At 44.4% G+C, this 25,860-nt stretch carries 21 protein-coding genes; 19 read left to right on the top strand and 2 right to left on the bottom strand.

Going from position 1 to position 25,860, the window contains the following annotated elements; translation table 11 throughout:
* Positions 1 to 28 precede the first annotated feature (28 nt).
* The 4 genes from MKY19_RS23650 (at position 29) to MKY19_RS23635 (ending at position 5,814) form a co-directional block, all read left to right on the top strand.
* Positions 29 to 2,707, top strand: a complete 2,679-nt coding sequence (locus MKY19_RS23650; RefSeq protein ID WP_339266649.1) for a ComEC/Rec2 family competence protein — start codon at positions 29 to 31, stop codon at positions 2,705 to 2,707.
* A gap of 363 nt (positions 2,708 to 3,070) precedes the next feature.
* Positions 3,071 to 3,610 carry an RNA polymerase sigma factor gene (locus tag MKY19_RS23645; RefSeq protein WP_339266647.1) on the top strand — a complete coding sequence of 180 codons (540 nt, stop codon included), beginning with the start codon at positions 3,071 to 3,073 and terminating at the stop codon, positions 3,608 to 3,610.
* On the top strand, positions 3,607 to 4,725 hold the full coding sequence (locus MKY19_RS23640) for a hypothetical protein (RefSeq protein ID WP_339266645.1): 1,119 nt from the start codon (positions 3,607 to 3,609) through the stop codon (positions 4,723 to 4,725). The genes MKY19_RS23645 and MKY19_RS23640 overlap by 4 nt, the downstream gene beginning before the upstream one ends.
* 72 nt (positions 4,726 to 4,797) lie before the next feature.
* Positions 4,798 to 5,814, top strand: coding sequence for a LacI family DNA-binding transcriptional regulator (locus tag MKY19_RS23635; RefSeq protein WP_339798085.1), 1,017 nt, complete (start codon positions 4,798 to 4,800; stop codon positions 5,812 to 5,814).
* Between the two features lie 88 nt (positions 5,815 to 5,902).
* Here the strand turns inward: MKY19_RS23635 and MKY19_RS23630 are convergent, their stop codons facing one another.
* Positions 5,903 to 6,853: a sugar kinase gene (locus MKY19_RS23630; protein WP_339266641.1), complete on the bottom strand. Its 951-nt coding sequence runs from the start codon at positions 6,851 to 6,853 to the stop codon at positions 5,903 to 5,905.
* 345 nt (positions 6,854 to 7,198) lie between these two features.
* On the opposite strand from MKY19_RS23630, the gene MKY19_RS23625 reads away from it, so the two are divergent.
* The 5 genes from MKY19_RS23625 (at position 7,199) to holA (ending at position 11,791) form a co-directional block, all read left to right on the top strand.
* Entirely contained in the window at positions 7,199 to 7,840 is a 642-nt protein-coding gene (locus tag MKY19_RS23625; RefSeq protein ID WP_042130419.1) for a bifunctional 2-keto-4-hydroxyglutarate aldolase/2-keto-3-deoxy-6-phosphogluconate aldolase, read from the top strand.
* Positions 7,841 to 8,046: 206 nt separating this feature from the next.
* On the top strand, positions 8,047 to 8,313 hold the full coding sequence (locus MKY19_RS23620) for a hypothetical protein (RefSeq protein ID WP_339798083.1): 267 nt from the start codon (positions 8,047 to 8,049) through the stop codon (positions 8,311 to 8,313).
* A 384-nt stretch (positions 8,314 to 8,697) separates the two neighbouring features.
* Positions 8,698 to 9,246, top strand: coding sequence for a sigma-70 family RNA polymerase sigma factor (locus MKY19_RS23615; protein WP_036677530.1), 549 nt, complete (start codon positions 8,698 to 8,700; stop codon positions 9,244 to 9,246).
* Positions 9,243 to 10,493, top strand: coding sequence for a zf-HC2 domain-containing protein (locus tag MKY19_RS23610; RefSeq protein WP_339798081.1), 1,251 nt, complete (start codon positions 9,243 to 9,245; stop codon positions 10,491 to 10,493). Before MKY19_RS23615 ends, MKY19_RS23610 begins: the two co-directional genes overlap by 4 nt.
* A gap of 278 nt (positions 10,494 to 10,771) precedes the next feature.
* Complete coding sequence (holA, locus tag MKY19_RS23605) at positions 10,772 to 11,791, top strand: DNA polymerase III subunit delta (protein WP_042191027.1); 1,020 nt, start codon at positions 10,772 to 10,774, stop codon at positions 11,789 to 11,791.
* A 248-nt stretch (positions 11,792 to 12,039) separates the two neighbouring features.
* Here the strand turns inward: holA and rpsT are convergent, their stop codons facing one another.
* Entirely contained in the window at positions 12,040 to 12,312 is a 273-nt protein-coding gene (gene rpsT, locus MKY19_RS23600) for a 30S ribosomal protein S20 (RefSeq protein ID WP_042130412.1), read from the bottom strand.
* Positions 12,313 to 12,622: 310 nt separating this feature from the next.
* Here rpsT and gpr point away from each other — a divergent pair, with 310 nt between their 5' ends.
* The 10 genes from gpr (at position 12,623) to MKY19_RS23550 (ending at position 25,854) form a co-directional block, all read left to right on the top strand.
* A complete protein-coding gene (gene gpr / locus MKY19_RS23595) occupies positions 12,623 to 13,624 on the top strand; it encodes a GPR endopeptidase (RefSeq protein ID WP_042191024.1) in 1,002 nt (333 codons plus the stop codon).
* Positions 13,625 to 13,780: 156 nt separating this feature from the next.
* Complete coding sequence (locus MKY19_RS23590) at positions 13,781 to 15,154, top strand: stage II sporulation protein P (protein WP_339266635.1); 1,374 nt, start codon at positions 13,781 to 13,783, stop codon at positions 15,152 to 15,154.
* A gap of 63 nt (positions 15,155 to 15,217) precedes the next feature.
* On the top strand, positions 15,218 to 15,703 hold the full coding sequence (locus MKY19_RS23585) for a hypothetical protein (protein ID WP_339798076.1): 486 nt from the start codon (positions 15,218 to 15,220) through the stop codon (positions 15,701 to 15,703).
* Between the two features lie 134 nt (positions 15,704 to 15,837).
* Positions 15,838 to 17,652 carry a translation elongation factor 4 gene (gene lepA / locus MKY19_RS23580; RefSeq protein ID WP_036677511.1) on the top strand — a complete coding sequence of 605 codons (1,815 nt, stop codon included), beginning with the start codon at positions 15,838 to 15,840 and terminating at the stop codon, positions 17,650 to 17,652.
* 108 nt (positions 17,653 to 17,760) lie between these two features.
* Positions 17,761 to 19,566 (top strand): histidine kinase, encoded by a 1,806-nt coding sequence (locus MKY19_RS23575; RefSeq protein ID WP_339266632.1) that lies wholly within the window; start codon positions 17,761 to 17,763, stop codon positions 19,564 to 19,566.
* Positions 19,551 to 20,318, top strand: coding sequence for a response regulator (locus MKY19_RS23570; RefSeq protein WP_149647635.1), 768 nt, complete (start codon positions 19,551 to 19,553; stop codon positions 20,316 to 20,318). Before MKY19_RS23575 ends, MKY19_RS23570 begins: the two co-directional genes overlap by 16 nt.
* A 95-nt stretch (positions 20,319 to 20,413) precedes the next feature.
* On the top strand, positions 20,414 to 21,718 hold the full coding sequence (locus tag MKY19_RS23565) for an extracellular solute-binding protein (protein WP_339287733.1): 1,305 nt from the start codon (positions 20,414 to 20,416) through the stop codon (positions 21,716 to 21,718).
* 91 nt (positions 21,719 to 21,809) lie between these two features.
* Positions 21,810 to 22,694, top strand: coding sequence for a sugar ABC transporter permease (locus MKY19_RS23560; protein ID WP_231573337.1), 885 nt, complete (start codon positions 21,810 to 21,812; stop codon positions 22,692 to 22,694).
* Between the two features lie 63 nt (positions 22,695 to 22,757).
* Positions 22,758 to 23,585, top strand: a complete 828-nt coding sequence (locus MKY19_RS23555; RefSeq protein WP_076284811.1) for a carbohydrate ABC transporter permease — start codon at positions 22,758 to 22,760, stop codon at positions 23,583 to 23,585.
* Between the two features lie 19 nt (positions 23,586 to 23,604).
* Complete coding sequence (locus MKY19_RS23550) at positions 23,605 to 25,854, top strand: FAD-dependent oxidoreductase (protein ID WP_339798071.1); 2,250 nt, start codon at positions 23,605 to 23,607, stop codon at positions 25,852 to 25,854.
* The last annotated feature ends 6 nt before the right edge of the window (positions 25,855 to 25,860 follow it).

The raw sequence follows: 25,860 nt of genomic DNA, 5'->3' as shown, positions 1-25,860 counted from the left end.
TCAGTATTGATAAAGGGGGGAAGGAAACGTGAAGGAAAGACCTTTATTAAGCTTTACAGTATGTTGGGTGGCTGGAAGCGCAGCGGGTTGCTTAAGCTCAGGGAACGGACTGCTGTTAGCATGGGCTGGATTAATACTTTTATTGGTGAGTCTGAGGGTGTGGGGAACAGTAAGTTGGAAATACATAGCCGTGTTGTGTTTATCCATTTCTTTAGCGGCTGGATTTTGGGAGTGGAACGAAGCTCGCAATATTAGCGGAATGCCTGAAGCGCTGGGTAGCACGATTGCAGAGCTGAATGGGAGCGCCGTGGAAGCTAGAGGCACGATCATTTCCGTCGTGGAACGGGATGGGGATCGGGTTGATTTTATAATGAAGCTCTTATATATGAACCTGCTTGCAGAAGGGGATGAAAAAGCATCTGATCCTGTGGAAGAGCAGGGTGAAAAGGTGGAGGGTGAGTTAATAGCGGTGCAGATCAAACTTCTGGCTGAGCAAGAAATTGCTGTCGCTGCGGAGTGGCGAAGAGGGGATGAGGTGCTGCTTAATGGCGTGCTGGAAGAGCCGGCAGTAGCGCGTAATTTTGGAGGCTTCGATTATCGTGCTTATTTACATACGAAGAAGATTCATTGGCTATTGAAGGGGCTGGGAGCGGAAAATATAAGGGTAACCGTGCCAGATTCATGGAGTGCGTTAACGATTTTTCGCTTAAATGACAGCGCGCGAACGGCCCTTGGGGCGGAGCTGGACCATCTTTTTCAAGGACGCCACTCTGGGTACATGAAGGGCTTAATCATTGGGATGCAGGATGATCTCGATCCGGATACCTTTCAGCAGTTCTCCCAGCTCGGTTTGACGCATATTCTCGCTATTTCAGGTATGCATGTAGCGGTGTATGTAGGCGTTCTTTTATTTCTGTTCAGACGCTTACGCTTGACAATAGAGACCGCACTAACGCTCACTTTCATACTCGTTCCGGTATACGTCCTCTTGTCTGGTGCGGGTCCGTCCATTGTGCGTGCGGGGCTGATGAGTATGATTGCCTTGCTCGCTGCAAGAGTTGGAATGTTGAAGGATGGACTGAATATTTTGGCGGCATCGGCACTGGTTATGTTGATCTGGAATCCTTATATGCTGCTCAGTGTCAGCTTCCAGTTGTCTTTTCTGGTGACCTTGGGTTTGATGGTATACGTTCCGCTTATGAATCCTCTTTTGAGCATACTGCCACGCTGGCTTAAAGGTGCGGTCTCGGTGACGTTAGTGGCCCAATTAGTTTCTTTCCCGCTCACGATTTATTATTTTAATCAGTTTTCGCTACTGTCCTTTGTCGCCAATTTGGTCTTTGTACCTTTTATTACCTTTGTAGTATTGCCGCTAGGGACGCTTGCGCTACTGCTTGGACGACTGTGGGAAGATGCTGCAAAAGTACTGGCACATGTTACGGAGCTGTTGAATAACTTTACTTTTTACGCTGTGGAGTGGATCAATGAATTTACTGGTGGAGTACTGATTTGGGGCTCGCCTTCACTGCTGTGGATCGGGGTGTACTATGTTTTGTTGTATGGTCTGCTGTATGTTGCCAAGCTAGGAAAGGAAGCTCGTTCTGCACCGCAATATATGGAGGATGAGACGAGACCTTTAGCGGAGGCTGGTTTATCTATGAACAGTCACGGTGGGTTTGGGAGAGAGGGGAATGCACAGATTGCTGTTGGTGCTTCTAAGGTTGGACGCTGGAGCGGAGCGATTGTTCTACTATTGGCAGTTGGACTGGGGATGTTGCTGTATAGGGGTTATCAGTCGGATGGTCAAGCAGGTAGAGGTACAATTAGTTATCTGGATATCGGACAAGGCGACAGCATTCTCATCACTACACCGAGCGGAGCACATATTCTAGTGGACGGTGGTGGAACCTTAAACTTTGGTCAAAAAGAAGAGTGGCGCGTTCGCCGAAGTCCGTTCGAGGTTGGCGCTAAAGTGCTGGTGCCTCTGCTGAAAAAACGTGGTATCCAGCGTTTAGATGCGATTATTTTGACACATGGAGATCAGGATCATGCCGGAGGACTCCAAGCCGTGTTGGAAGAGATTCCGGTTTCGGCATTGCTTTTTAATGGGACATTAGTTGATCGCGAGTTTTATATGGGGATGATGAGGACTGCACTAGAGAGGGATGTTCAGCTGTACGCTGTGCATCAAGGAATGACCGTTTCCCCGGATGACAAGACAGAGCTGTTCTTTTTGTGGCCGGAGGGAAGGGGTGGAGAAGTGTCAGGTACTCCTTATCAGAATGGCATTCCTCTACTGGAAGAGCAGAACCACGATTCCGTAGCTTTTCGCTTCGAGATGAATGGTAGGAACTTTCTGTTCACCGGAGATATGGATTTGGAAGCTGAAGAGGAGATTATAGAGCAGGCTAAGCAAAAGGGCATCAGCGCTGGACCTGCTATAGATGTGCTGAAGGTAGCTCACCATGGGAGTAAGACATCCACTGGTGAAGCTTGGCTTGACTTCTGGCAGCCTGCAGCAGCGGTGATTTCTGCGGGTGTCAATAATCTGTATGGTCACCCGAAATCTGAGGTGTTGGAGCGATTGGAAGATCACCATGCATCTATATTCCGGACGGATCAGCAGGGGGAGATACAGATGCGGGTGCGGGCGGAGGGGGTTGAAGTGCGATATAAGTTGGTGGAGGCATTGCAATTTGTGCAATAGAACGCAATCCAAGATAGCTGGATCTTCATTCTACTGTACTTTGTACACTCAAAATGAAGGAAAAGCCTAATTCTCTGAATTTTAATAGTATCTATTGCATGAAGTGCAACAGAATCTTTCTATGGAGTTGGAAAATCAAGTTCTATTGCACGAAATGCAATAGAAAGCTATTTACAGATAAATTCAGCTCTCCCCAATCGGACACGTGAGCACCACTGATGACGTTTAAGCGTTCATCGGTGGTGCTTTTTAATATACAGATATAGAGATTATGCTGTTAAGTAATATATAACCTAATTATTTATTTTAAAGGGAACTTTTTCAAGTTTGGAAAGTCTTATTAGGCAAGGGGTGAGACGAAACATGCTAAGCGAAGATATGCCATATGCAGAAGCGTATGCGTCCGAGATGACCTTGCGGGAAATGATGGAGGAGTATGGATCGGATGTGTGGAATTATGCTTTTTTCTTAACTAGAAGCCGTGAGCAAGCGAATGATATTAGCCAAGAAGTGTTCTTGAAGGCATATAAAAATGTGGGGAAGTACCGGGGACAATCGTCGATGAAAACTTGGCTACTTACGATTACTAGAAATACAGCCTTTAGCTGGAGCAAAAATAGCTTTTGGCGCAGATTCATACCATTTGGGGATCAACCTGCCACTGTAACTGCTCTGTCTGCAGAAAGAGAAGCGCTAGGCAATCAGTATGCGAACCGAATCTGGGAAATTATTATGAACCTACCAGATAAGAACAGAGAGGTGCTTGTACTGGATATTCAGCATGGGCTATCGATCAGCGAAATGTCCGATTTACTGAATGTACCACAAGGGACTGTGAAATCTCGGCTCGCGCGCGCGAGGGAGAAGGTTAAGCAAGCCATCCAGAAGGAGGAGAGAGAATGAAAGGCAAAGCTGATAATAGTAATCCAGTGATGATCGGACAGACTGATTGGTATACACAAGCAGGCAAAAGGCCTTTTATTGAAGATGGCTTTACACCTGAGCTGATGATTCAGATCGAACAGGCTGCTACGCTTAAAAATAAAAATCACAGACGTTATCGAATAAACAAAAGTGTGCTACTGACCAGTGTGGCTATGATTTTGTTGATAGGTGCACTTAACTTGCCTATAGGCGCATGGAAGAGTCATGGTCCAGTCCAATCTTCATCGGTGCAGTCACAAGCTGCAGGGATACTACCTTCTTCTACTCCTGCTACTAATGACAAAGCGTTAGAGCCTCCGACAAGTCCAGCAGAGTTTGAGATTAGCGGTAAGAAATATTACATGCCTTTGCCAATGAGCAGAGATAAGAGCAAAGCATATGCCGTTGAGACAACAGCGGGAATCCTTTGGTCGCCGCCGCCCCCGATGGTTGACTACAAGAAGCCAAAGTACACACATCCTACAGAACCGTTCACCCTTTACCTGAGCTCGAAGGACCAGACGGAGCTATCGGCTTCTTCGGCTACTAGGATATATACTTTTCCTCTTTATGCGGGAGGGGCAAGTACCTATCAATATTTGAGTGGGGTTTTTGGAGCAGGAGATTATGTCCTGTTAACTTCCTATAAAAAGACTCTTGGTGTAGGTATGTATGAGGATGGTAAGTTTTCGATACTTAATGTTAAAAAAGCAGCGGCAGGGGAAGCTGTGGTTCCGATCGCGCTTAAATCCTTTGACAATACACTTTTAGAATACAAGTCAATCATTGCTATTGATAAGGAACATGAGCAGCTCGTAATTAGTTACTTAGAATATGCAGGGGATAAAAAGTACAAAGAGAAAACCGTGCTTTATGATATGGAGACCATGAGCATTCCAACGCCTGCTATAGCAATTGGTTTTAAAGAGATTAAGGGAGAAACTTTAATCATGGATTATAAAGTGGGTGGGGAACAACGTAAAGCGAATATTCTTATGAAAGGTGGACTAGGGTGGATAGATGAAGATTGGGCATTTTTATCAGAAGAGCAACGAAATGAGCTGTATCAGGAATTTATGAGTCAGACTCCTTAGTAGATAATTCCCCCAATAAAAGCTATACTTTTTGATAAAGTATTTTCTTTTGAGAAGAGTGGAGCCGAAGCGATGAAGAAGTTAACGATTGATGATGTGGCTCAAAAAGCGGGAGTGTCGAAGAGTACGGTCTCCCAATTTTTGAACAAACGTTTTAAATATATGAGTGAAGCGACGAAGAATCGGATTGAGGCTGTGATTGAGGAGCTCAATTATCAACCGAATGGACTTGCGCGCAGTCTGAAGCAGAATCGGACGCATATGGTCGGAATCATCGTTGCTAATATCGATTATTCGCTGTCTATCCAGTGTATTCGGGCAATCGAGAACGAGCTGCAGCAACACGGAATCCAAGTAATCATATGCAATGCCGATGAGAATGCGGAAAAAGAAAGCAAGTACGTCGAAACCTTAGTTGCCCGCCAGGTGGACGGTTTGATAATTTTTCCGACGGGGAACAATCCATCTGCATACAGCCGGCTAATAGAGGCGGATTTTCCGTTAGTGTTTATGGATCGTCTAGTAGATGGAATCACTACGCAGAGCTTGCTGCTCGACAATGAAATGGCGGCCAAGATAGGTGTGGGACAGCTTACACAGCAAGGTCATGAGCGAATTGCTCTGGTCACCCTGCCGCTAGGGGAACATGCGATTACCCCGCGTAAAGAGCGGATCAGTGGTTATAAAAAGGCGATGGAAGAAGCGGACCTAACGCTGCGTGAGGAGTATATCTGTAGTGTGCCAAAAGAAGAATTAGCTACAGGACTGAAGCGCCTTTTAGCGTTGCCGGACCCTCCGACAGCGCTATTGGCTACGAATGATATCACGCTAGCAGAGATTTTGAAATATGCGAATCGAAATGCCATCGTTATTCCGGAACAATTGTCTGTCATCGGTATAGATGATGCGGAGTTCGCGCAAATTTATAATCCGGTCATTACAACAATTCGTCAGCCTGCTTACGAAATGGGTATGCAAGCTGCTAAGATTATACTCTCTTGTATCGAGGATAAAGGCGCTTCTGTTCCTATCACTTATCGTTTTCCGCCGACCTTGCAACAAGGACAGTCCGTAAAGTCTTATAAATAAGCATAGGCTATAAAAATACAAAGAAATGCCGTTCCACAGTTCAACTGTGAGACGGCATTTTTTAATGAATATACTCAAATCTATGTGCTTAAACTTCCTGCTGCATAAACTTCGCAAGCTCCTCACGGGTCGGGAGTCCATCCATATCGCCAGGTGACATGACGGCTAACGCACCGATCGCATTGCCACGTTTGACGGCCTCAGCAATCGGAAGCTTTTCCAGCATCGCACTGATTACACCAACGGCAAACCCATCACCTGCACCTACGGTATCAACGACCTGCTCTACCTTAAACCCGTCTACATAATCTTCTCCTTCAGCGGATTTATAGTAAGCGCCTTCAGGCCCGAGCTTGATGACGACTAAGCTGACGCCACGCGCCAGATAATAGTCCGCAATCTCTTCTGGCGTACTTAGACCTGTAAGAATCTTGCCTTCACCGAGTCCTGGAAGGAACCAATCACAGCGTGTAGCCAGATCATTGATCGTCTTCACCATTGTTTCTGTATCCGGCCATAAGCTAGGGCGCAGATTTGGATCGAGAGAGACCGTCTTTCCTTGTCGCTTCATAAACTCCATAGCATGAACAGAGAATTCATGACAGCTCTTGGATAAGGCGGCGGAGATACTTGTTACGTGTAAATGTCCTGCAGCATTAAAGTATGCCTCGTCAAAATCAACCAGACTAAGCTTGGAGGCTGCGGAATTTTTGCGGAAGTATTCGACTTTAGGATCGCCTGTAACAACCTTTGATTTGATTAACATACCCGTTGAATTTTCTTTAGTAAAAGTAATGTTGGTGGTATCAATGTTCTCTTTCTTCATTGCTTGAGCAATGAAATGACCAAAGTTATCTTCGCCAAGCTTCGTAACATAACCTGTAGGATGATTTAAGCGCGATAAGCCTGTAGCAACATTGCTCTCGGCACCTGCCAACGCTTTGGAGAACGAAAATACTTCATGCAGGGGACCCGTTTCATTCGCATAAAACATCGCCATCGGCTCCCCGAAAGTGACGGCATCCAACTGTTTACTCATTTGAGTTCCTCCTAGGGTAATGAATTTATCCCAGTATAATGATGTATAATTTGAAATTATCACATAAATCGGTTTTGTACAATAAAAGAATGATTTTTAATCCAAAAGTTGTTTTGGACAAAAGAAAACAAATGACCAATAATTCCTTATAAAACAAGGATTTATTGGTCATTTCGATAAATTTATATCTCTATAACCATAAAAATGTATTGACTGTTAACCGTATTGTTATTACTATATGATTATAGATTATATCGTTTTGATTAGTAAATTTAATAAAAAAGTTTATCTAAATTAGTGTTTCATATTCATCTATGATCGTACCAAGAGAAAGGGAGTCTACTGATGAAGAAAATGAAAGTATTGCAGAATGTGGCGTCGGTTGGAGTTGTAGCCGTTATTCGTGCTGATAGTGCTGAGGAAGCTTTTAAAATGTCCGTTGCTTGTATCGAAGGCGGTTTGAATAATATTGAGGTAACTTTTACTACTCCGGATGCGGATGTGGCGATTAAACGATTGGTAGCGGAGTACGGAGATCGTGCAGTGATTGGAGCAGGAACTGTACTTGATCCATTAACGGCGAGAATAGCCATTCTTGCAGGCTCGGAATTTGTGGTCAGTCCCTCTTTTGAAGCAGAGACAGCTAAAATGTGTAATCTTTATGGTATACCGTACATGCCTGGCTGCATGACATTGAATGAAATGAAGGAAGCATTGAAGTTTGGTGTGGATGTGCTTAAGTTGTTCCCTGGCAGTGCGTTTGGTCCGGATTATGTGAAAGCGGTTAAAGGCCCTATGCCGCATGTGAACATTATGCCAACAGGTGGCGTGGATCTGAATAATATGGAAAAATGGATTGCCAACGGCTGTATAGCAGTAGGAATCGGGGGTAATTTGACTGCACCTGCGAAGGATGGTCGATACGATCAGATTACCGATCTTGCGGCTCAGTATGTGGCAAAATTTAAAGAGGTAAAAGGTATTTAATTCTGTTTTTTCTTAATTCGAATAGATAGATTTATTGAAGGTTGTATAGCTGACGCATGTCAGCCGTACAACCTTTTTTATATACATATTTTCCGACATTCAGATTTTCTTACATTATATGTTTTCATAAAGTATAGAATGAGGACAAAGGCAATAAACTATAAAGTAGAAGAGTTATGATGTTTGACTGACGTCTACGAATTGGAATGGTTTATTATCGGACCGGGAGTGAGTATATGCCTGCTTATCATGATAAAAAGCTGTATCTTGCAGCTGATGAAGAGGATGCGGAATACGTAGAAATTGCGTCGGCATTCCATGGTTGTAAGGTGACGGAAGGCCAGATCTATAGATTAGAGAGGAATTACAATAACCCTCATATTTTTGAGAATGGAGAGGCGTATGTTGTGGATGATGAAACTAGGGACAACTACTCAGTGTTCATGCTCTGCAAGATTGTGTTATATAAATAGAGTTATGTGCTCGATTCTAAGGTTATTTCTTGTTTACTGACGGCTTCTTTTCCGACAGGAGGATAAGCCGTTTCTTTTGGAAATGGGAGATATTTCTTACCTAAACGCTTGCCGGCCTTATTGGGATGCCGAAGGCGTTTATACTTGTGTCATTTTTGTTATAAAGTTATTCAAAAGAGTATTTGAATGATTGAAGTTTCCCCTGTATGCTTAGTAGGAATTATTGGCTGCGAAATGCTATGAAATGTGCGATAGCACTTTATAAAAGATGGCTTAACATGACGTTCTAAGAAAAGTTTGGTATTCTAAAAATATTAATTACAGGGTTGCAACAAATTCGCAGTCTTGCGCGTCAGTAAGATTGCATAGAGAGGGGGAACCTTCGTGGTGGAGCAGGGACTCATCAGAGCCGCTCAAGCGGGCGATCGCGACGCTCTAATCACCCTATTGCGAGAAATTGAAGGGCATGTATATAAAACCGCCTTCTACATTTTGCATAATGAACAAGATGCGCTGGATGCATCTCAGGAGGCCTTGATCCGGGTTTATACCAAAATCGGTTCATATGAGGAAAAGGCCCAGTTCAAAACGTGGGTTCAGCGAATCGTTACCAATATTTGCATTGATAAATTCAGAAGAACTAAACCTACAGTTTCTATTGATGAGCATGAAATGGTGTTTCAGGATAAACACAATGTGGAACGTGAGGTTCTATCCTCTTATTTAGCTGAGGATATACGTGAAGCGATTGATCAATTGCCCGAGCATCATCGGACGGTCATCGTCCTGCGCTATTTACAAGATTTTTCTTACAACGAGATTGCAGACTGCCTGGATTTGCCTTTGAATACAGTGAAATCATATCTGTTTAGGGCCAGACAGCAGCTGCAGAATAGACTTCAGGAGTACCAGAAAGGTGGTGTATCGGGATGAAATGCGCGGAGGTGATGGAATGGATGCACCGCTATATAGACCAAGACTTGAGCCAAGATGAGATTGTTGAGATGTTCCGTCATATCGATAATTGTCCTTCCTGCGCGGAAGTCTTTGAGCGGCTGACACTTCTCTCCAAAGAATTGGAGCAGTTGCCAGACGTGAAACCCCCGTTTAGTCTGGTTGACTCTATTTTACCTCAGCTTGCAGAATTGGATCGAAGCAGCCGTGAACAAAGCGCTGTGAGAACCGAGGAACCAGTTGTAGTTCCATTTTTACGTGAAAGCTCCCGTGGTAAACCTTCCAAGGGAACCTCTATAGCAGCACGGACAGGCATTGGAGCTATCGCAGCTGCCGTAATATTAGGGATCGCTATTTTTAATATGCCGGATAAAATGCCTGGGGCAGAGGTAGAACAAATGATGCAGGATAGTAGTAAAGCGACCAGCGATAGTGCTAATAATATGGCTATTGAATCGCAAACCTCTACTTCTGCTGAATCATATGAGGCTGCGCCTGCTAATAGCGGAACGGATTCGGGGGCTCTACCAGCTGCTCCTGATGTGAATGAAGATAACGCTGCATTAGATAGAGCGATGGGGCCGGTAGACCCTGCGTCGATGCCGACTTCTCCAACAGAAACTAATGCTGGATCTGGAGGACGGTCGATACCAGAACCAACAAATAATGTGAAGCCCAATCCAACGGAGAAGATTATGACGCCGAAGCCGGATACTGTAACGAAAGTTCAAACTCCGGATACTAGTGCTGGCGGTAATAATCAGCCCAAAGCGGATAAGAAGGATCAACCTGCTTCTATAGATAAAAGGATTGCAGCTGATTCAGCGCCACCTACGGAGGAATCATTAAAGACTTCTGATGACTTTGGAATGGGCGTTATGGGTTTTAACATTTCTAATGATTCTAATGATTCTAATGTACAGACTTGGACTTCCCCTGATGGGCATTATGCCGTTGAGTTTGCTGGATTACAGCTTGTTATTTATAAGAATTCACCCGAAGGTTCAGTGGACGATAGGATAGCAGTGACTTCTTATCCATTAGTAGGAAATTGGATTTCTGGAGAATGGTCGGCGGATAGCTCGCAGTTCACGTATGTGACGGAGAAAGATGGTGTGAATACCACTAAGGTGTACACTGTACAGGAAGCAGCAGCTTCTTCAACGCCGGTTACATCACCTGGGGCGACACCATCGAAGACTCCATCTTCAACGTCAACAAATTAAATTGAGGCTGGAACATTTTTCGAAGTTTCAGAATATACTATAGCAACCGGACAGGAACTAGAAAGTATAGGATTTGAAGAACATCGGTATGACCGTCGGATGGGAAGTTTCTAGGGCTTCTCACTCCGGCGTTTATATAGATGCGCCGCTTAAACGGAGGGGCTTTGGCCATGGCTGCCAGAGTTTCTCCGTTTTTGCATGTGCATTTATGTCGTTTTTTTTGCTACAATAGGAATCTGGGCAAATTGGGCTAGATGAATGGAAAAGGAAGTGGCGGAATGGATGCCAAAACGGCGATAAAAGAAATCAAACAAGGGAAAATCTCACCGCTGTACCTTTTGTACGGCAGTGAAAAATTTCGAATGAATGAATTCGCGGCATTGCTGGAAGACCAGCTGATTGCCAAAGAGGATCGCGATTTTGCGGTTATTCCCTTTGATCTCTCTGAGACGCCGGTGCAGGCTGTGGTAGAAGAAGCTGAGACTGTACCTTTTATGGTAGAACGTAAATTATTGCTGGTGCGGGACGCATCGTTATTTACAGCGGGAAAAGAAAATGCCAAACTTGAGCATCGTATAGATATTTTAAGTGATTATTTGCAGCATCCTGTAGATTTCAGTGTGATCGTCTTTATGGTGAATAGTGACAAGCTGGACGAGCGTAAGAAAATTGTGAAGACTGTTAAAACGGCGGGTACGGTATTAGCTTTCAACCCGCTAGGGGCAGAAGAACTGCTGCGCTGGGTAGAGAAAGGGATTCGTGAGCGGGGGTGTACGATGGCACCTGGCACCGCAGAGATTCTTATCACTAATGCCGGGACAGGTTTGCAGGGCTTATCCGCGGAAATGGACAAGCTATGTTTGTTCGCTGGTAAGGGCGGAACCGTAGACGCAGAAGCAGTAGAGAGTCTGGTGCATCGCGGAACGGAACAAAATGTGTTTACGCTTGTAGAGGATATCGCTAATCTGCGTCTAGATAAGGCGCTTGATACGCTGTATGAGCTGTTGAAGCAGCGGGAAGAACCCATTAAGATTGCTGCGCTGGTTGCGCGGCAGTTCCGAATTATTTTGCAGGTGAAGGATTTATCAGCACATAGTTATTCGCAAGGTCAGATTGCGTCTCAGATTGGACTTCATCCTTATGCAGTAAAGCTTGCAGGGGAGCAGGCCCACAAGTTCTCAAGTGAACGTCTGCGGCAAATTTTAAGTGCACTAGCTGATCTAGATTATAAGATGAAGACAGGAGCTATAGATAAAGTGCTTGGTCTGGAGTTGTTTATGTTGCGGCTAGGTACTTGAACAAAGCAGTGGAAAAAGTATATGGAGATGATCCATCTATGAAAAATGTCTAATCGGAATGAAAGTAACTTATTCAAAAGAGAAAAGTTGATCATTTAAGAAAACTACCTTCCTAAGGTGGTTTTTTTTCATTCAACTAACGTCTAAAGGAAACTATTACTTATATTTATAGAATAGTAGGCACAAAAAAACCCAACCGTATGAAACATAGCGGTCAGGTTCTTCAATTGCTCATTATGAATGTCGTCTTAGGCTTGAGCCTTAAGAGCGTTCAATTTCTTCGCCAAGCGGGATTTTTTGCGGGCAGCCGCATTTTTATGAACCAGACCTTTAGTTACGGCCTTGTCCAGCTTTTTGGAAGCAGCTTGGAAAGCAGCTTGAGCAGTTTCAACTTCCGTACCTGTCAGTGCTACATCAGCAGTTTTCACAGCTGTACGAAGCGCGGATTTTTGGGAAGCGTTCAGTGCACGGCGTTTTTCGTTCGTGTTTACGCGTTTAACCGCGGATTTAATATTTGGCATTGCATTCACCTCCTGTAAGACATTCGAAATCATTATCAAATGATTCACAACTTAAAATAGTTTAGCATGACCGGTAGTAAAAAGCAATACTTAAAGCTTTCAAATTAAACCATTTTAACCTGCATAAACAAGGGCTTTCTCTCGCACACTATCGACAAAAGAGCATAGGCAGAAGCTTGCAATTTGAGTTTTTGTTAGAAGTAACTCAAGGAAGTGTCTGCTCACAAAACTAAGTATCGCTTACGAAGCAAGTTTTGCTCGAAGTAATTCAATGGAGCGATGCTTACAAAACTTTTAGGAGGCTGGAACAATGGAACCGGATCTGCAGCTATATTCGGTACGCACGGACTTGGCGTTAGAGGCAAAGGAAATGGCTCAAGGGCCGCAAAGGACGCCAATCCCTGGTGTAAACGAAGAAGTGGAAGAGTCTGATGGGATAAAAGTTACCCGGCTTGGTGTGGCTAACGCTGCCGGATCACAGGCGATAGGTCGCGCGATTGGAAATTATGTCACGCTTGAGGTACCAGCATTGCGCAATGGAGATACTGGCTTGCAGCAAAAAGTAGCTGAAGTCTTTGCTCGCGAATTCGAGGACTTCCTGACTAGGATTGGGATTGGTAAGGATGCATCTGTACTGATCGTTGGACTCGGTAACTGGAATGTGACTCCAGATTCATTGGGGCCGCTGGTGGTGGAGAATGCGCTCATTACTCGGCAATTTTATGAGCTCGTGCCGGATCAGGTCTCTCCAGGCTACCGTAAGGTAAGTGCTATTGCTCCCGGGGTGTTAGGGTTGACCGGTATCGAGTCGAGTGAGGTTGTACAGGGGATCGTGGATCGTACAAAGCCGGATCTTATTATTGCCATTGATGCGCTGGCATCCCGTTCGCTGGAACGGATCAATACGACGATTCAAATTGCCGACATCGGTATCCACCCCGGTTCGGGGATTGGTAATAAACGGCGCGGATTGACGCAGGAAATTCTGGGTGTTCCTTGTATTGCTATCGGTGTTCCTACAGTTTGCTATGCTTCGACCATTGTAAATAATGTACTGGAGATGATGAAGAATCATTTCGGGCAAGGAGCTGGTCACACCAAGGAAATTATGGGGATGCTAGACGATATTTCTGAGCAGGAACGATTGTCACTAGTGAAGGAAGTACTTGAGCCACTAGGACATGATTTGATCGTTACACCTAAGGAAATCGATGAATTTATTGAAGGCATCGCCAATATTGTAGCCAGTGGTCTGAACGCGGCCCTGCATGATGCGGTCGATCCTGAGAATGTCGGCGCTTATACCCACTAATTGAATCATAGCTAGCACAAGTCCGGCGGGATGCTGATGTACAGTATCTCGCCGGACTCTATGTCTATTCTCTCATTTAGGGTTCTACTATTTCTCTTTCACTCATAGATTTGGAGTATAAGAGATTACAGAGGGCTGGAGGAGGACATAAATATAATGAATAAAAAATGGTTTCAGCTTTGGAACATCGGCCGTTTACGTGGAAGAGTGCTGGATGCTTTATCGCTGGGAAGAACGATGCTGCTGTTGGCCGGAGGTTCGCTAGTATTTTTTATGCTGCTTGGCGCTGGTGGATTGGCCGGACAGAAGTTGAACTCTTCACCCATTCCATCTATGAAGGGGCTTGCGGCCTCCCTATCGAGTGGATTTTTCATGGAGCTGTTGGGGATGGAGGTACCCCATTTACCGCAGGGTAAAGAGCCTTCTGCTTTTTCAGGTGAAAAAGTGACTTCCTTTGTATTTCAATTGCTGACCAGTGTGAATCCAAGTGATCCGAAGAGTCTAGTTTCTCGTGAAGTGCCAGGCTTGGCAGCGGATGATCCATTTCTTTTGCGAAAAGGCTCGGGTGGCTCTACAGGAGCTCCTGTTGATTATCATCCGGGAACGGATGAACTGGCTGAAGGTGGAGGGGAAGAGGTTGATCCATCGGTTCCAAACGAAGTGGACAAGCCCGAAGATACTCCAGCACAGCAGCCTGAAGCGACAATAGCTCCGTCTCCTGAGCCATCAGGAGCTGCGGGAGGTACGGATAAGAGTGATCCGCAAAGCGAGACAGATAATACCAAGGATACCTCAGTTAAACGGATCCTTATCTATCATTCACATCCTCGGGAGGCCTATAACCCTCTACTAGGAGTAGCGAACGAAAATCCAAGCTCTGCGGTTTCAACTAAAAATGTAATGCTGGTAGGATCATATATTACGAAAAGATTGGAACAACGCGGGATTGGTACAGTTCATGCCAAAGAAGATTTTCTAACAAAAATTGCCGACTATAACTGGAATTTTTCCTACAAATACTCTCGAATGCTGGTTAAATCTGCGATGAGCTCAAATCAAGAAATGAGTGAACTTATCGACATTCACCGCGACTCGCAGCGTCATGGCAAAACAACTGCAGTGATTGATGGGAAAAGTTACGCTCAGGTGTATTTTATTATTGGACATGCGAATAAAGATTGGAAGAAGAACGAAGAGTTTGCGAACAAGATCCATCAAACGATTGAGAAGGGCTACCCAGGAATATCTCGCGGGATATGGGGAAAAGCTGCGGGTAAAGGAAACAACGGAGAGTACAATCAAACCCTCTCGCCTAACAGTGTTTTGATTGAAGTGGGCGGTATTGATAATACAGCAGAGGAATTAAAGCGTACGGCTGATATTTTGGCAGACGCTATTGCGGATGTGTACTGGAGCAGTCATGACTCGGAGAAGGTAAACGCTGCTGGCAAGGCGACGAATCCCACAACCCAAGAGAGCAAGGGACAAACCAATGCTACAGCACCTCAAAAGTCGAACGGAGCTTCTTAAGCTACAGACATTTAATTTAGAATAAACAGCTTTATTACAAGTATTTAAAAAGGAGTGGCTTACATGTCTCGTTTCGGAAAAAAACTGGTTATGGTCGGTATTTGGGCAGGGGTCGGCATACTATTAGGTATGCAGTTTAGTGGCAGCGGAGGGGCAACCGTCTCTAAGCTGCTGCCAGGCTGGACCGACCTATCGACTACGCCAACCAGTCAAGTGACGGGCATGCAATCACAGCCGATTAAGAATGGGGTTACACAAGGTGGGCAGACTTATGTGTATGTTCCGATGATGATCGACCCTATCACAGGTGCATATACGCCTGTTTCTCCATTGCCTCAGAATAGCAATCCTGCGCCAACTACAGATCTTCCTCAGAAGGTGGTAGATGGGTATAATACGAAAACTCCAGAGCAGATTCTGATTCCTGAGGAACAAAAGCCGACAGTCGATGTGATAGCGGATAAAACGGCAGGCCTTCTGCAGCAAGCTTCTCAGAAGGGCATACGCTGGGTAGTCTCATTGTTCGATTCGGCGGAAGAATCACAATGATTTCAGGAGAAACAGTTATTTCACGGGTACGTGAATAGCTGTTTCTTCTGTTTTACGTAAGGGCGGGATTGATGGAGTAAGCTTGTACTGTTATAATAAGTGGATTAATATCAGGCTGTCTGTGGGGGTAAGGAATGACTGACGTTCAGAAAAGACAACAACAAATTCGCAATTTCTCGATTATTGCACATATAGACCATGGTAAATCGACACTAGCTGACCGCATTTTGGAATACACGGGGGCACTAACCACGCGTGAAATGCAGGAACAGGTACTCGATCAGATGGATCTGGAGCGCGAACGTGGTATCACAATAAAGCTGCAAGCCGTGCGTTTAACCTATCGTGCAGACGATGGTGTAGAGTATTATCTCAATTTGATTGATACACCGGGACACGTCGATTTCACCTATGAAGTTTCCCGCAGTCTTGCAGCATGTGAAGGCGCACTGCTGGTTGTGGATGCGGCTCAAGGAATTGAAGCGCAGACACTGGCCAATGTGTATTTAGCACTGGATAATAACCTTGAAATCCTACCTGTGCTCAACAAAATTGATTTGCCAAACGCTGACCCTGACCGGGTAAAGCAGGAGATTGAGGATGTTATCGGGCTGGATACCAGTGAAGCGGTTATGGCATCTGCCAAAGCCGGTATCGGGATCAAGGAAATTCTGGAGCAGGTGGTGAAGCAGGTTCCTGCGCCATCCGGTAATTCAGAAGAGCCGCTTAAAGCGTTGATTTTTGACTCTCATTACGACCCTTACAAAGGCGTTATCGTCTATGTGCGCGTAATGGACGGTAAGATCCGTGCGGGATCGAAGATTAAGATGATGGCAACTGAGAAGACCTTCGAGGTCATTGAAGTTGGCGCATTTATGCCGCGTATGACCATTGTCGATGAATTGAACATTGGGGATGTTGGATTTATCGTAGCTGGGATCAAGCATGTTGGAGATACCCGTGTCGGTGATACTGTCACTGACGCAAAGAATCCTACTGCTGAGCCGCTTCCAGGTTACCGTAAGATCAACCCGATGGTATATTGCGGGTTGTATCCAATTGAGACCTCCGATTATAACGATCTTCGTGAGGCATTGGAGAAGCTCCAGCTTAATGATGCTTCGCTAAGCTTTGAGCCGGAAAGCTCGAGCGCGCTTGGATTTGGTTTCCGTTGCGGATTCCTTGGACTCTTGCATATGGAGATCATTCAAGAGCGGATTGAGCGCGAGTTCAATTTGCCGCTAATTACAACAGCACCGAGTGTTATTTATCGAATTATGCTGACCAATGGCGAAATGATTCAAATCGACAACCCGTCACATTATCCGGAAATCGGAACGATTGACTACATTGAAGAGCCATATGTTAAAGCAGCGATCATTGTGCCTAACGACTTCGTAGGTACTGTAATGGAGCTGTGCCAGAACAAACGCGGCGAGTTCGTAAATATGGAATATCTAGATACTAATCGTGTAACGATTACGTACGAGATTCCGCTGTCAGAGATCGTTTATGATTTCTTTGATCAGTTGAAATCCGGTACGAAAGGATATGCTTCTTACGACTATGAAATTTGCGGATACCGTCGTTCGAATCTGGTCAAGATGGATATCTTGCTTAACAATGAGCAGGTCGATGCCTTGTCCTTTATCGTTCACCGTGATCGTGCATACAACCGCGGTCGTATCATTTGTGAGAAACTACGTGGGATTATCCCTCGTCAAATGTTCGAAGTGCCGATTCAAGCCTCTGTGGGTACGAAGGTGGTTGCGCGTGAAACCGTTAAGGCGATGCGCAAAAACGTACTTGCAAAATGTTACGGCGGTGATATTTCGCGTAAGCGGAAGCTGCTAGAGAAACAAAAAGAAGGTAAGAAACGCATGAAGCAAGTAGGTAGCGTAGAGGTACCACAAGAAGCATTCATGGCAGTACTGAAGATCGACGAGTAGAAATTAGGTAGAGCCGGGAGAATATCCCGGCTCTATTTTTTTGCGCAGGAGAAGATTACAATAGGGTGGAAGGATTGTAAGCACATACACTGTAAGGGGAGTCCTCTTTTGAAACGATTATATTTGAAACTTACGCCAAGTACCTTTAAGAATCGGATTTTGTTAGCTTTCTTACTGTTGGTACTAACACCCATTGCCATGCTCGTACTGTATAACTTCAAAGAGACAGAACAAATGCTGCAGGATAATGCGGAAACGAAGAACATAGAGCAGCTTATTGGGATTAAGAATGGTTTTGTTGATCTCATGAGTCTCGTTATGAAAACAGGGTCATTACTCGAACAAGATACAACGATTTTATCGATAATGAAGAATCCCGAGCAATCTGATGAAATCACGAGAAAAAAGCTCGTTGAAAACAAGTTTGGAGCGATTGAAAATACATTCTTCATGAGTGGAGCGACGGTGTATTATACTTTAATCGACCTTCATGGAAACGCATACACTTCCTTTATGCCGAGGGAAACCTTGAGCTACGACGAAATCCAATCGGAAGATTGGGTTCAAGCATTGAAGCGAGAAGGAGCGAATCGATATATATGGAATCCGAATGACAAGAACAATGTGGTCCGGGAAAGTACAACAAGTAAGAAAATGCTTAGCCTCTATGAGGTTATGCGTGATAATGGTTTTAACATTTATGCCTATGCAAGACTAAGTATCGATTATGAGGAGTGGTTTACTAGATCAACGTTAGGGAGTAAGCAGGAAGGGGCTTTTTTTCTGCTCGATGCCTCAGGGAGAATGATGCTTAATCCGGATAAGGATGAGACCTTTTCTCCAGATATTGCGCAGAGTATTGTGAAGAGTGACCACCAACGGCAGATAGAGCGTGCTGCATCCATCATCGATCCGAAGGAGAAAAGCTTATACACATACAGCTACATCGAAGAGTTAAATGGTTATGTCGTTAAAAAGGTACAGCTAGCACAGCTATTTCTTGAGGTGTATAAGCAGAAGCAACGATTTTTTGCTGTATTTGGAGTCATACTCCTGCTATTTGTTCTATTAACTTATTTTATATCATCGACGATTACAGTGCCGCTAAAGAAGCTGCAGAAGAAGATGGAGATGACCGCTAAAACGAATCTCAAAATGAAATTACCCGAGCAAGGGCGGGGAGAGATTCTTGCACTGACTCAGAGTTTCAATATAATGATCCATGATTTAAATGAACTGTTGCAGCGTCTTCAGCTTGAAGAAAAACAGAAGCAATTCGTTCGATTTCAGGTGTTACTTTCGCAGATGAATCCACATTTCCTACTAAATACATTGAATACTATAAAGAGCATCGCCTTAGATAAAGATGATGATGAAATTTATGGAATTTGTGTTGCACTAGGCAAAATATTGGAAACAACCTTAAATACGGAAGTGGATTTGATTCTGTTAAAGGATGAGATTGTACTAATTGAATCTTACATGGAGATTCAGCGGCAACGCTTCGGACATGGGATTGAGATTCAATATGATATCAACGAGGAACTACAATACGCATTAATCCCTAAATTCTGTCTTCAGCCCTTAATTGAAAATAGCTTGATTCACGGCTTCGGTCAGTCTGTGAAACAAGGGAAAATTGATATTTCCGCTAAGGTGACTGGACAGCAACTATATCTGCAGGTTAAAGATAACGGCATGGGGATAGATAGAGCACAGCTGAATAAGACTGCACGGAAACGACAAGGAATCGGTGTTCAGAATATTAGGGAGAGCTTAGAGCTGTTGTTCAAGAATCAACGGACAGGCATGGACATTGTATCATCAGACACAGGAACTGAAGTGATTATCCATTTTCCACTTCTTATTTCAAAACCTTACGATGGAGGTAAGCTCACATGTGGAGAACGTTAATTGTGGATGATGAACAACCCGCGGTTAAAAGTATACGGAAGTTATTCTTAAAGGCTGGAATCCCGTTTGAAATTATAGGTGAGGCGGAGAATGGAGAAGTAGGCTTGCAAATGATTCGTGAGCTTCATCCAGATGTGGTAGTGACGGATATCAATATGCCAGTGATGGATGGGGTGAAGCTCCTTCAAGTTGCGCGAGAGGAAGGCTTCGACTGCCGATTTGTAATGTTGACCGCGTTGAGTGAATTTGAATACGCCCGGCAAGCGCTCGTATTTGGGGCTTCGGACTACATTCTGAAGCTATCTTTAGATCTCCAAGGTTTGAAGCAGACCATGGATAAGGTTCATGCCGAGCTGGAGCGAATGGTGAAGATGAAGAAGGCCGATAAATGGTTTCCTGAGAAGCAACAAACGGGACCGACAGATCATGTGGAGATGAACAAAATAATTGCTTATATTGAAGAGCATTATTCTGAGGACATCTCGCTTAAATCCATGTCAGAGTTGATACGAATGGATGCCAGCTATATAAGTGACTTATTCAAGAAAAAGACAGGGAAAACTTTGACGAATTATATTCAAGAGCGGCGTATTCAGGCTGGAAAAATGCTGCTTGCAGAGACGAAGCTAACGATTAGTGAGATTGGGCAGCAGGTGGGCTTTGAGAACGATAATTATTTTATTAAAATTTTCAAAAAGTGGTGTGGCGTCACGCCAAATGAATTTCGCAAAGAACCAAAAAACGTTCTATAGTTTCCCAAATGTAGTTCATCCCCCAGAATCCGCTCTGATGATAAAGTTATAGACGTAGAGCACAACACATAATCCTTCCAAGGGGGAAGATATCGATGAAGAAAAAGTGGTATCCTGCAGTGCTTTCTGTCTTATTAGCAGGTACGATGCTGGCTGGTTGTGGTACTAGTGGAAGTAATGATGCGCAGGGCAGTGCAAATGGACAAACAGCAAAGGAGAAAATAAAGCTTACGATGTGGGGGGCAGTTCCGGCAGAAGCCGGGCCTCAAGCTGTAATTGATAACTGGAATAAAGATCATCCAGACATTCAAGTCGAGTATATCCGTAATGTAAATGACGATGCTGGAAACTTAAAGCTGGATACTGCCTTGATGACCAATCAAAACATAGACCTTTTCATGAACTACGATCTTGCTCATTTACAGAAACGTATGGATGCAGGCGTTGCCTTGGATCTAAGCACGAAAACAGATTATGATATCGACAGCCAGATCGGCGAGGACGCAGCAATGTGGAAAATCAATGATAAGTACTATGGGATTCCTACAAAGAAAAACATGGCGTTTGTGTGGTTGAACAAAGATATGCTGGATGCAGCAGGATTACCGATTCCTGCGGTGGACTGGACCTGGTCAGATCTTCAGGAGTATGCGAAGAAGCTAACGAAGCCTGGTGTGTACGGATTATTGCAGGCAGATTCCTCCTTCTCAACAACGATGGACGGTACGCTTGCTGGAATGGGTGTGAAACAGGCGGATGGTACTTCAAACTTTGGGAATGATCTATGGAAAGAACACCTGGAAATATTGCATAACATGATGTTCGTGGACAAATCCACACCGGAATATGGCGAGCAACTGACCAGTAAAATGCCGGTTGACACCATGTTCTTGCAAGGCAAAGCGGCAATGCTGGCAGCAGGTGAGTTTATTTTCCGAAATGCGAACAACTTGAAAGACTATCCGCATGATTTCAAAACCGCGTTCGCCGCTATTCCAAAAGTGAATAAAGATCAAAAGGATTATAAATATTCGGGCGGTGTGGGTGACATGCTTTCTCTTAATGCGAAATCCAAGAATCTGGACGCAGCTTGGGAGTTCGCAAAATGGTATGCGGATGGCGGTATGCTGCCAATGGCAAGCGGTGGTCGTATTCCAGCCTCTAAGAGTGTAGATAGTAAGGAAGCAATGAGCCTTCTCATGAAGGGTGTGGAAGACAAATATGATACAGATTCAATGAATAAAATTGTATTCGGCAAATTTCCGTCCTTCCAGCTAAATGTAACTCAACAAGCTATTGATGCACGTAAAGAAGAGTATGAAAAATACTTCTTAAATAAGCAAGATATTGAAACCACGATGAAGAATATGCAAACCCGTTCGCAAGAGTTATTGAAATAATGAAATAGTTAGCACAAATGAGAAGGAGGAAGATTTCTTCGTTCTTCTCTTTCGTGTACCCATTTTTCAGCATACGAAAGGCGGCGATACCGTGAAGCGGAGAAGCTGGATGGACAGACAAGGCTGGATCGGCATGACCTTTATTCTTCCGAATATGATTGGTATTCTCTTATTCTTTATTATTCCTGCAATCTATTCCTTTGTCCTCATGTTTACGAATTATCAATTTTCAAATCCGAATTGGCAATTTACTGGGCTGGATAATCTCAAACGATTGTTCCATGACGATAATTTCTATGCCTCGATCAAATATACGGTGATATTCCTGATATCGGTTCCAGTATCGATGGTGCTCGCATTTATTGTAGCGCTATTTCTAAACCGCAGTGTGTATCTTAAAGGCGTATTACGTGGAATGTTCTTCCTACCGTATATCTCCAGTGGAGTAGCCGTTGCATTTGTCTGGATGCTGCTATTTCAGCCTTCACAGGGACCCATCAATGAAATGCTTCGCTGGATTGGCATAACATCGCCGCCAGGATGGTTTGCGGATACGGAAACCGCAATGTATGCCATTGATATCGTACAAATCTGGCTGATGCTTGGCTACAATATGATCATATATTTAGCTGCATTACAGGAAATTTCGACAGAACAGCTGGAAGCTGCCCGGATTGATGGTGCAAGCACATTCAAAACAACATGGAAAATTGTATGGCCTCTTGTTAGTCCCACAACTTTCTTATTAATGATTACAGGATTAATTATGACGATGAAATCGTTCTCGATAATTCAAGCCATTACGGCTGGAGGTCCTAGCGGAAGTACGACGGTCTTATCACTATTCGTTTATAAAACAGCATTCAGTTATTACGATATGGGATACGCTTCAGCCATTTCATGGTTCTTGTTCGCCGTCATTCTCGTCATTACAGTCATTCAGTGGATCGGCCAAAAGCGCTGGGTTCATTACTAAATGATCCCACAAAGTGAAGCTTTGCGGGGGGCCCCGAAACCATAATTTAAAGGAGCAGGCGGTATGAATGAAAAAGCAGGAAACATGAAGGTGAAACTGCCAGTAACGATCATCATGTTTGTTCTAGGACTATTTATGATTGTGCCTTTCCTATGGATGCTCAGCACATCCTTTCAGACACCTGCCGAGGTGTTTAACAAATGGCTGCCTTCATCTCTCAACTGGAGCAATCATATTCGGGTGTGGACAGGAAGTCATGATTTTGTTCCGTATTATTTAAATTCACTTAAGATTTCAATTATTGGAACTGTGGGGGCGGTGTTTCTATCTGCCCTTGCTGCTTACGGATTTTCACGTACTTCGTTCAAAGGTCGAGATGGACTATTTGTCATATATTTATCCATGATGATGGTTCCGCCTCAGGTACTTTTTGTTCCAAAGTTTATCATGTTTAACTGGGTTGGGATTTACAATACGCATTGGGCGCTGATCTTACCAGCCATGTTCTCAATCTTCGGTGTATTTATGCTTCGGCAGTTCTTTATGAGCATTCCTAAGGAAATTACGGAATCCGCTTTTTTGGATGGGGCGGGGCATTATAAGATATTTTTTCGCTTAATTCTGCCATTAGCGAAGCCAGCAATAGCAACGTTTGCTATTCTCGATTTCTCCTGGCAATGGAATGATTATGAGAATGCGCTTGTATTCTTGCAAAGCCCTAAACTATATACCATTCCGCTTGGATTGCAGAATTTTATTCTTGAGAACAATGTGGACTACAACGGGATGATGGCTGCTTCATCGGCTGCGATTATTCCAATGATTATTATCTTCTTTGTGGGTCAGAAATACATTATTCAAGGGATTTCAAGTTCGGCTGTGAAAGGCTAACTATAGGAGGAGTACTAACATGAGAACAGAAATGGTTAAATCCGATGTAACAGTGGTCGGTGGTGGACTTGCAGGAATGAACGCGGCGATCGCTGCAGCGCGCCTAGGGTTAAAGGTAGCACTAGTGCAAAACCGTCCTGTACTTGGTGGTAACTCGAGTTCAGAGGTTCGGGTATGGGTATGTGGTGCAACAGGACATGGTGTAAATCGATATGCACGTGAGACAGGCATTATGGGTGAGTTATTCATCGAGAATCAATACCGGAACCCGGAGGGAAATCCATACTTATGGGATCTAACCTTACTCGAAGCCGTGAAGGCAGAGTCGAATATCAGCCTGTTTCTAAATACCGATGTACGCGAAGTGGAAGCGGAAGGTGAGGCAGAGGATCGGACGATTCGCAGTGTGATTGGTTGGATGATGGGATCTGAGCGGTTGATTACGTTCAAGAGTGAGGCGTTCATCGATTGCACGGGCGATGGTTTGGTTGGCTTCCTGGCAGGAGCTGATTTCCGATTAGGACGTGAAGCCCGCCATGAATTTAATGAGGAATGGGCACCTGAAGTGCCTGATAACATTACATTAGGCAGTACATTATTGTTTTATACACAGGATACAGGAAAACCGGTACGTTATGTTGCTCCATCGTTCGCGAAGGATATTACAACAACGTCGATTCCGATCCGTCGGGTCATTCGGAGTGGAGATTCAGGCTGTCACTACTGGTGGATTGAGTGGGGCGGTGAGCTTGATACGGTGGATGAGAATGAACGTATACGTGATGAGCTATCCTCTGTTATTTATGGGATTTGGGATTACATTAAAAACTCAGGTCATTTTGATGCCGAAAATATGACGCTGGAGTGGGTTGGCTCAATTCCGGGTAAACGTGAATACAGACGGTTTGTTGGCGATACGATCTTAACGCAAAATGATATTCTTGCGCAGCGTGAATTTGCAGACCGGATTGGATTCGGAGGATGGTCGATTGATCTGCATCCACCGCAAGGGATGTACGCAGAAGAGAGCGGCTCGAAACATCTGCATGCGGATGGGGTTTATCATATTCCATTTAGTTCGCTCTATTCGAAGAATGTGCGAAATCTACTCTTCGCGGGTCGGAATATCAGCGCATCTCATGTGGCTTTTGGAACAACACGCGTCATGGCAACCTGTGCGATCATGGGTGAAGCGGCTGGAGCAGGTGCAGCATTATCCGTCATCAAAGGTGTAACCCCTCGTGAAATTCGCAATCAGCATATGCATGAATTGCAACAGGTGATGTTAAAGCAAGATGCTTCGATTATTGGATTGCGCAACGAAGATCCGCTAGACCTCGCGAGAAATAGTGAGATTCATGCGTCCAGTACGATGAAAGGCATAGTACTGGATCGACCAGCTGAAGCTTATGAGCTTTCTCATGACGTAGGAATATTGTTTCCGGTTGAAGGAAATATCCTTGGGTTGAAGCTGCTTGTGTCAGCAAGTACTCAGTCAGAGCTGACCGTTGAGCTATGGACGACTGGGCGTGCGGAAAATTACGTTCCAGCAGAGTGTAGGCAGGTTGATGTTGTAATAGTACAAGCTGGAGAGCAGCAATGGATTGATGTTCCGGTACAAGAGAAGCAGTGGAGTTCAATCGGCGAATGTAATATCTTCGCTATTATTCGAGCTAATGAGCATATTCAATTGCATATTTCAGAAACCCCAATCACAGGTGTTATTACATTTGAGCGAGGCGTTAAACCTGTAGTCGATTCAGCGCTGGAGGATCATCAGCCAGATCAGCCGGTGATGGAGTGGAGCATGAAACAGCTTGTACGCAGGCATTTCTGCTTTGCGGTAGAAACATCCGCATATGCTGCATCCAAAGTCACTGACGGGTATGTTCGACCTTTTGCAGGGCCACATAGCTGGGTTTCTGAGCCGATGACTGCTGGTAGAACGGAGTGGGTAGAGGCGCGTCTCCCGGATGCTGCTTCAGTCTCTGAAATTCATTTTACCTTTAACGATGATGTTAATGAGGATCTTATCAACTTACATCACCATGAAACGCCATTTCTAGTGATTCCTGAACTAGTAAAGGCTTACGATGTAGAGTTACTCATTGATGGCGTGTGGCAAGTCATGTTCCGCGTCAAAGACAATCATCGCCGGAAGAACGTACATCGTTTAGAGAAGCCTGTCCTTACGGATGCTGTTCGGATCGTTGTTCATGAAACCAACGGAGGAGAACGTGCAGAACTCGTGGAAATGCGGATATATTAAGAAGAA

The sequence above is a fragment of the Paenibacillus sp. FSL R5-0744 genome (assembly GCF_037972555.1).
Classification (GTDB): domain Bacteria; phylum Bacillota; class Bacilli; order Paenibacillales; family Paenibacillaceae; genus Paenibacillus_AQ.
The sequence above is the reverse complement of the archived record's forward strand: the minus strand, read 5'-3'. Positions and strand labels throughout refer to the sequence as shown.